The sequence below is a fragment of the Acinetobacter sp. F-1 genome, from assembly GCF_022869025.1.
In the GTDB taxonomy this organism is placed as follows: domain Bacteria; phylum Pseudomonadota; class Gammaproteobacteria; order Pseudomonadales; family Moraxellaceae; genus Acinetobacter; species Acinetobacter pseudolwoffii.
In genome coordinates this window covers 65,542-73,378 of record NZ_JAJKFX010000014.1, presented here as the reverse complement: position 1 = coordinate 73,378, position 7,837 = coordinate 65,542, and the positions used below count along the sequence as shown (strand labels likewise).

Annotated in this window: 5 protein-coding genes and 4 tRNA genes; 1 reads left to right on the top strand and 8 read right to left on the bottom strand. The window is 44.5% G+C overall.

Going from position 1 to position 7,837, the window contains the following annotated elements:
• Positions 1 to 505: 505 nt before the first annotated feature.
• The 8 genes from LOZ91_RS12390 to secA form a co-directional block, all read right to left on the bottom strand.
• Positions 506 to 582, bottom strand: a tRNA-Pro gene (locus LOZ91_RS12390).
• A gap of 17 nt (positions 583 to 599) precedes the next feature.
• Positions 600 to 675: transfer RNA gene (locus tag LOZ91_RS12385), tRNA-His, on the bottom strand.
• Positions 676 to 708: 33 nt separating this feature from the next.
• A tRNA-Arg gene (locus LOZ91_RS12380) sits at positions 709 to 785 on the bottom strand.
• 34 nt (positions 786 to 819) lie between these two features.
• Positions 820 to 896 (bottom strand) — tRNA-Pro (locus LOZ91_RS12375).
• Between the two features lie 151 nt (positions 897 to 1,047).
• Entirely contained in the window at positions 1,048 to 2,115 is a 1,068-nt protein-coding gene (gene nadA, locus LOZ91_RS12370) for a quinolinate synthase NadA (protein WP_244783289.1), read from the bottom strand.
• Positions 2,116 to 2,267: 152 nt separating this feature from the next.
• The gene (gene argJ / locus LOZ91_RS12365) at positions 2,268 to 3,488 is read right to left on the bottom strand and encodes a bifunctional glutamate N-acetyltransferase/amino-acid acetyltransferase ArgJ (protein ID WP_244783288.1); all 1,221 of its coding nucleotides are present in this window, start codon (positions 3,486 to 3,488) and stop codon (positions 2,268 to 2,270) included.
• Between the two features lie 158 nt (positions 3,489 to 3,646).
• Positions 3,647 to 4,000 (bottom strand): hypothetical protein, encoded by a 354-nt coding sequence (locus LOZ91_RS12360; protein WP_005098054.1) that lies wholly within the window; start codon positions 3,998 to 4,000, stop codon positions 3,647 to 3,649.
• A gap of 137 nt (positions 4,001 to 4,137) precedes the next feature.
• Positions 4,138 to 6,864, bottom strand: a complete 2,727-nt coding sequence (secA, locus tag LOZ91_RS12355; RefSeq protein WP_244783287.1) for a preprotein translocase subunit SecA — start codon at positions 6,862 to 6,864, stop codon at positions 4,138 to 4,140.
• Positions 6,865 to 7,196: 332 nt separating this feature from the next.
• Between secA and LOZ91_RS12350 the strand changes: the two genes are divergently transcribed.
• Positions 7,197 to 7,832, top strand: a complete 636-nt coding sequence (locus tag LOZ91_RS12350; RefSeq protein ID WP_244783285.1) for a peroxiredoxin — start codon at positions 7,197 to 7,199, stop codon at positions 7,830 to 7,832.
• Positions 7,833 to 7,837 lie beyond the last annotated feature (5 nt).

Below are 7,837 nucleotides of genomic sequence, written 5' to 3'. Positions count from 1 at the left end.
GAAAATGCAGTTTTTACTCTCTGCTGGGCAATATTTAAACATCTTAAGGAAATTTATGCGGTTTAATTAAGTGCAAGAGCACTTTTTGGGGCGGTTCAATATTTATATGCCGATCAAAATAAATTTTTAATAGCTGAAAGATCATTCTCACCACCCATTTTATTTACACAACTGTATTTAGATTTTCAAACGTATATACACCTGTTCAAATAAAATAGTCAGAGCATTATCACCTCCTTCCTTTTTAGAAACCTTATTCTCCAGATATAAATGTATGTTTGAATCCAAACAAACTATTAGACCTCGGATGAGAATTTCACCATAAATAAATGACTGAATTAAGTTGCATCAAAGATAAACTGATATGGATTTAGCAGTGACTACTTGATAGTTGTTAAAAATAAGTCACGACAAATAATACTGTATATATTTTATACTTATTAAATTTCAGACATAAAAAAACCGCTTAACGCGGTATCTTTTATCTCGACCATCTTGAAAGAGATGGTCGGAGCAGTAGGATTCGAACCTACGACCCCCTGGTCCCAAACCAGGTGCACTACCAGGCTGTGCTATGCTCCGATTTCAACTTTAAAAGTTGGGGTGAATGACGGGATTCGAACCCGCGACAACTGGAATCACAATCCAGGGCTCTACCAACTGAGCTACATCCACCATCATTTTGATTCTTAACATCAAGCGACCAAATGGCGCGCCTGACAGGATTCGAACCTGTGACCATCCGCTTAGAAGGCGGATGCTCTATCCAACTGAGCTACAAGCGCGTTACTGATGCAAACATCATTTGCCTTGAAGAATTGGTCGGAGCAGTAGGATTCGAACCTACGACCCCCTGGTCCCAAACCAGGTGCACTACCAGGCTGTGCTATGCTCCGATTCATCTCAGCTTTCGTATCGAACATCGTTCGGTACGGTGTGCATTCTAGGCGTGACGCCCGGAGACGTCAACACCTATCTTAAAAAAAAACCTAAAAAACGCGCCAAGCGTTTATTTATCAAGCGCTTCAGACATTTTTTATACAAATTTTAACGTTTTAGTCCGGCACTAAAATTCAACATGCGATCTAGAGGCAGTTTTGCGCGTTCAGCCAGTACAGGATCGACATGTACTTCCTGATCCTTATGCTGTAATACATGCAAAATACCATCCAGCTCATTCATTGCCATCCACGGACAATGCGCACAAGAACGACAGGTTGCCCCTTCCCCCGCAGTTGGTGCCTCAATCAGGATTTTATCGGGAACTGCTTGCTGCATTTTATAGAAGATACCACGATCCGTAGCCACAATTAAACGCTGATGTGGCAAAGTCTGTGCGGCTTTAATCAGTTGCGAGGTACTGCCTACTGCATCGGCAATCTCGACTACAGACATGGGGGATTCCGGATGTACCAACACCGCAGCATCGGGATAGAGTGCTTTCATATTGACAATACCGCGTGAACGGAATTCTTCATGCACGATACAGGCACCATCCCAGAGCAACATTTCTGCACCGGTTTTGCTTTGGATATATCGGCCCAAGTGCTGATCCGGCGCCCAGATAATTTTTTCACCGAGACTATCCAGATGTTCAATAATTTCCACTGCACAGCTAGAAGTCACCACCCAATCGGCACGTGTTTTCACCGCTGCGGAAGTATTGGCATACACCACCACGGTATGATCGGGGTGCGCATCGCAGAAAGCTGTAAATTCATCAACCGGACAACCAAGATCCAGTGAACAGGTCGCTTCCAGGGTTGGCATCAGCACGGTTTTATCTGGAGATAAAATTTTTGAGGTTTCACCCATAAATTTCACTCCTGCCACTACCAACGTAGAGGCTGAATGATCGCGACCAAAACGTGCCATTTCCAGAGAATCCGAAACACAACCACCGGTCAACTCAGCCAGTTCTTGTACTTCAGGATCGCAATAATAATGCGCCACCAAAACGGCATCCTGTTTTTCCAGTTCAGCCTTGATTTGTGCAAATTTGTCTAATTTTTCCTGCTGGCTCATTTGATGTTCTTGAGGAACGCCTAAACGATCTAAATGCGCCTGCACAATCGACTTTGCTTCATTGGCTATTAATTTGGTCGCACTATTCATAACAACTCTTACTCTACCCTAATTATCCGTTATGACACGGACATTTACCCTACACCCTAATCACAATTGGCAAAATGCCATTTTTGACCAGTCATTAAAAATCATAAGATATAAAAAAAGCCCCACAACGGAGGCTTTAGAAACGATCTGAATTATGAACGATAATCTGCATTAATCTTGACGTAATCATAAGACAGGTCACAGGTATAGACCGTGTCTTTCGCTGTACCACGTCCAAGATCAACACGAATCGTCATTTCAGCTTGGGCCATCACACCTGCACCAGCTGCTTCAGTATAGTCTGCCGCCGCACCACCATCTTTACAGATTTGTACATCATCTAACCAAACCTGAATTTTTGCAACGTCTAAATTCGGCACACCAGCATAACCAATCGCTGCCAGAATACGCCCCCAGTTTGGATCAGAAGCAAAAATCGCAGTTTTAACCAATGGCGAATGTGCAATGCTATAAGCCACATCACAGCATTCCTGAATATTAGCACCACCTTCTACCGCAACTGTAATAAATTTGGTGGCACCTTCACCATCACGCACAATCAGTTGCGCCAAGCGTTTCATGGTACGCATTAACACATCAAGCACGACTGCATAACGTGGATCTTCAGTCGAAGTAATTTCAGCCCCCCCGCCTTGACCTGTGGCAATCAAGATGCAGGAATCATTGGTTGAAGTATCACCATCGATAGTAATGCGGTTAAACGACACATTTACTGTTTCTGTTAATAACTGCTGAACCAGTTCACGGCTGATTGGAGCATCGGTTGCCACATAACCCAGCATAGTCGCCATATTTGGACGAATCATGCCGGCACCCTTGGAAATACCGGTCATGGTATAGGTGACACCATCCAGCTCGAACTGCTCTGAAGCGCCTTTCGGTGTAGTATCTGTGGTCATGATTCCCGTTGCAGCATCGACCCAGGCATCATCACGCAATGAGTCTAGCGCAGGTTGTAAACCGCTGAGCAAACGCTCCATTGGCAATTGCTCGCCAATGACACCCGTAGAGAATGGTAAAACTTCAGCAGCCTGTACCCCTGCCAGTTCAGCCAGCTTGGCACAGGTGGCTTCTGCATTTGCCATGCCTGTAGGGCCGGTTCCTGCATTGGCATTGCCGGTATTGATCACCAGGTAACGCGGATTCCCTACCTGTAAATGCGCTTTAGATACATGCACAGGGGCTGCACAGAAGGCATTTTGAGTAAATACCCCTGCAACATTGGAGCCTGGAGCCAGTTCAAATATCACCAGGTCACGTCGGTTCTGATAGCGCACATAGGCTTCAGCCGAACCAATTTTAACCCCTTTCACCACATGCATCTGTGGCATAGATACGTCACCAACTGCCATTTTAAAGTCCAATATTGAAGTTTCGGAAAAATACAGCTTAGTTGATCTGCAACAAAAAATCGAGCCAAAGCCTGAGTAAGCTTGAGATTTATGATGGATTTTCACAATAAAAAACCAGTCATCAAGACTGGTTTCTGCATTTTCAAAAATCGGGGATTTTAATTTTTCGCAAGTTGCCCTGCTTCATTTAATAAAGCCTGCTTCGCTTGCTGCTGACTCGCGGCAGAAAGTGCCGGATTAGATGCCACAATACGATCTGCATTGGCCGCATTGGCCGGTGCGATCGCAGCGGTCTGCAACACAATCGGGCGATTCTGATTGGCAAAGGTATAACGAATCCCGGTACGCGGGCTGGCCACGGTCACTTGTTCATCTGTACGTTGTACTTGAGCTGTAGTAGAACCCACTGCTTGCTGAACTTTATCAAGTGTCGTGGTGGCTGCAGTTTCTGCAAAACTTAAAGCAGGCATGGCCAAAGCGGCAATCATGAGCGTTTTTAATACTTTTTTCATTCAGGTTATTCCACTTTTCGGTGTTGAATGAGCCATTAAATACCATTTAATCCGCAGGACTGCAAATAGTATTCAGTTTCTGAAAAATCTTTATACATAAAAAATCAGAGCCATGTGGCTCTGATTTTCAATATCGCTTAGATTCTGCCATGACACTGTTTATATTTCAGGCCTGAACCACATGGACAAGGTGCATTACGGCTTGCCGGCGCTTCAAAGACTGGCGCTACCGGATTTGCCTCAGCATTTTGTTCAGTCGTATTTTCATGTTCATCTGCCAGTAAACCGTCGAACTCATCATGAGATAACTGCAAACGCATTGCCTCAGCCTGTGCCAGCTGCTGCGCTTCCATTTCAGCCAGCTCTTCAGGTGTTGGAACATGAATACGCGATAAATCTGTAACGACATCCGATTTGATGACACCCAGCATATTCACAAACAGGTTATAGGCTTCTTTTTTATATTCCTGCTCTGGATTTTTCTGTGCATAGCCACGTAAATGGATGCCCTGACGCAAGTAATCCATCGCTGCCAGATGTTCTTTCCAGTGACGATCCAGAGAATTCAGCATAAAGTGACGTTCAAGCGATGCTGCAGATTCCGCACCCATTTGTTCACGACGTGAACGGTAACGATTCAGTACTTCATCGCTAATACGCACCACCAATGCCTCTTCATCGAGACGACGGTCCTGTTCCAGCCATTGTGCGATAGGAAGATCGAGTGACATGTCTTCACGCAAGGCCAATTCCAGACCTTCAATATCCCACTGGTCATGAATCGACTCAGGCGGAATATAATTGGCAATTACACCCTGCATCACTTCACGAATCATTTCTTCAATATAATCTTGCAGCGAATTTTCTGCCAGAATGTCATCACGCTGACTATAAATAATCTTACGCTGTTCGTTATTCACGTCATCGTATTTCAGCAAGTTCTTACGAATATCGAAGTTACGTGCTTCCACTTTACGCTGGGCATTTTCAATCGAGCGAGACACCATTTTGTGCTCAATCGCTTCATCTTCCTGCAAGCCCATGGCACGCATCATGCCAACAACGCGATCTCCGGCGAAAATACGCATCAAGTCATCTTCAAGTGACAGATAGAAACGTGATACACCCGGGTCACCCTGACGACCAGCACGACCACGCAGCTGGTTATCGATACGGCGTGATTCATGACGTTCAGAACCGATAATATGCAAACCACCCGAATCTAGAACAGATTGGTGACTAACATCCCATTCTGCTTTCAGACGCGCTTCATCTTCAGCTGTCGGGTTTTCAATTTTGGCCAGCAAGGCTTTCCAGTTACCACCCAACAAAATGTCGGTACCACGACCCGCCATGTTAGTAGCAATGGTCACTGCACGCGGCGCACCGGCTTGCGCGATAATATCCGCTTCACGTTCATGCTGTTTGGCATTCAATACTTCATGCGTGATACCTGCAGCTTTAAGCTTATCCGACAGGATCTCAGAAGCTTCAATGGTGGCTGTACCAATCAGAATTGGTGCAACACCCGCTTCATGCACACGCTGAATTTCTTGAATAATGGCGTTATATTTGCCTTCACGATTTAAATAGATTAAATCGTTCTGGTCATCACGAATCATTGGACGATGGGTCGGAATCAACACTACATCCAGACCATAAATTTCTTTCATTTCCGCTGCTTCAGTATCAGCAGTACCGGTCATACCCGATAATTTTTTATACAGACGGAAATAGTTCTGGAATGTTGTGGTTGCAAGTGTCTGGTTTTCCGGTTGAATTTCCAGACCTTCTTTGGCTTCTACGGCTTGATGCAAACCTTCAGACCAGCGACGTCCCGGCATGGTACGACCGGTATTTTCATCGACAATAATCACTTCACCATCATTGATGATGTATTGCACATTGCGTTGATAGAGATAATGCGCACGGATCGCTGCAGTGACATGATGCAACAGGTTCAGGTTCGACGCTGAATACAAGCTCTCGCCTTCAGCCAGCAAGCCCATTTCAATCAGTTCACTTTCAATGGTTTCAAAACCCACTTCAGTAATTTCAACTGAACGCTGTTTTTCATCAATCCAGAAGTGACCGCCATCCGGCACTTTCTCTTCTTTCTGTGCCTGTAATTTTGGTGGAATATTATTGATGGCTGCATAAAGCTGCGAAGAATCTTCACTTTGACCAGAAATAATCAACGGGGTACGTGCTTCATCGATCAGGATCGAATCGACCTCATCGATAATCGCATAGGTCAGGCCACGCTGCTTTTTCTCTGCTAGCGAGAACACCATGTTGTCACGCAGGTAGTCAAAGCCAAATTCGTTATTGGTACCGTAAGTAATGTCGGCACGATAAGCTTCAGCTTTTTCCATCGGATTTTGCATAGAATAAATAATGCCGATGCTTAGACCCAAAAACTCGAATAATGGACGGTTTAACTCGGCATCACGCTGTGCCAGGTAATCGTTCACGGTAATGACATGCACGCCCTGACCACTGATGGCATTCAGATAACAAGCCAAAGTACCCATCAGGGTTTTACCTTCACCGGTACGCATTTCTGCGATTTTACCTTCATGCAAGGTAATACCACCGATCAGCTGCACGTCATAATGACGCATGCCCATCACCCGCTTCGCGGCTTCACGACAGACTGCAAATGCTTCAGGCAGTAATTTATCGAGGGTTTCACCCTTATTATATCGTTGTTTGAATTCTTCAGTTTTTGCAGATAAGTCTGCATCGCTAAGGGTAGATATCGTCGGCTCGAGCACATTAATCTTGTCTACGATTTTACGCATGCGTTTGAGTTCGCGCTCATTTTTGGTACCGAAGATTCCTCCGATCAGACTTGCCAACATGAATAGACTCTCTAAATCTTGCTTGTCAAATGAATATGTTCTTAGTCGTTATTATGGTGCTAGAAATTTGAACTACAAGGGTTTTGCTGTAAAACCGCTAAAAAAATCTGATCCTTAGTTCTAGCCCTAAGATCTAAGGCAAAGTAATGTAGCAAATTTTCCCTGTGCAACATAGTCAATTAAGTGACTGATTTTTGCGCTTCTGGATAGATGGATATCTTGCTTATGCAATTTATTCATAAAGAAAGCTAAAAACACTATTTTTAATCATAAAAAATTTGGTTCATATTAAATCGTATCTCGACATTAAAAGACCAATTGAGGCTAAAAAGATGAGTTTACGTCTAGGCGATACCGCACCGAATTTTGAACAGCAATCTAGCGAAGGCCTGATTAATTTTTATGACTTTCTGGGTGATAGCTGGGGCATTTTATTTTCACACCCTGCTGACTATACACCGGTATGTACAACTGAACTTGGCTATACCGCAAAACTGAAAGACGAGTTTGCAAAACGTGGTGTTAAAGCCATTGCCTTGTCGGTAGATGATGTGGAGTCGCATCATGGCTGGATTAAAGATATCAATGAAACCCAGAACACCACGGTGAATTTTCCGATCATTGCCGATCAGGATCGCAAAGTTTCCGAGCTGTATGACTTTATTCATCCGAATGCCAGCGAAACGCTTACAGTTCGTTCTTTAGTGGTCATCGATCCCAACAAAAAAGTCCGTTTGATTATTACTTATCCTGCATCGACGGGTCGTAATTTCCATGAAATCTTGCGTGTGGTGGATTCATTACAACTCACCGACAGCCATAAAGTCGCAACACCTGCCAATTGGCAGCATGGCGATGATGTGGTGATTGTGCCATCGCTAAAAGATGAGACTGAAATTGCACAACGTTTTCCCAAAGGGTATACCGCGGTCACGCCTTACCTGCGCTTAACGCCACATCCTGAGTGAGGATC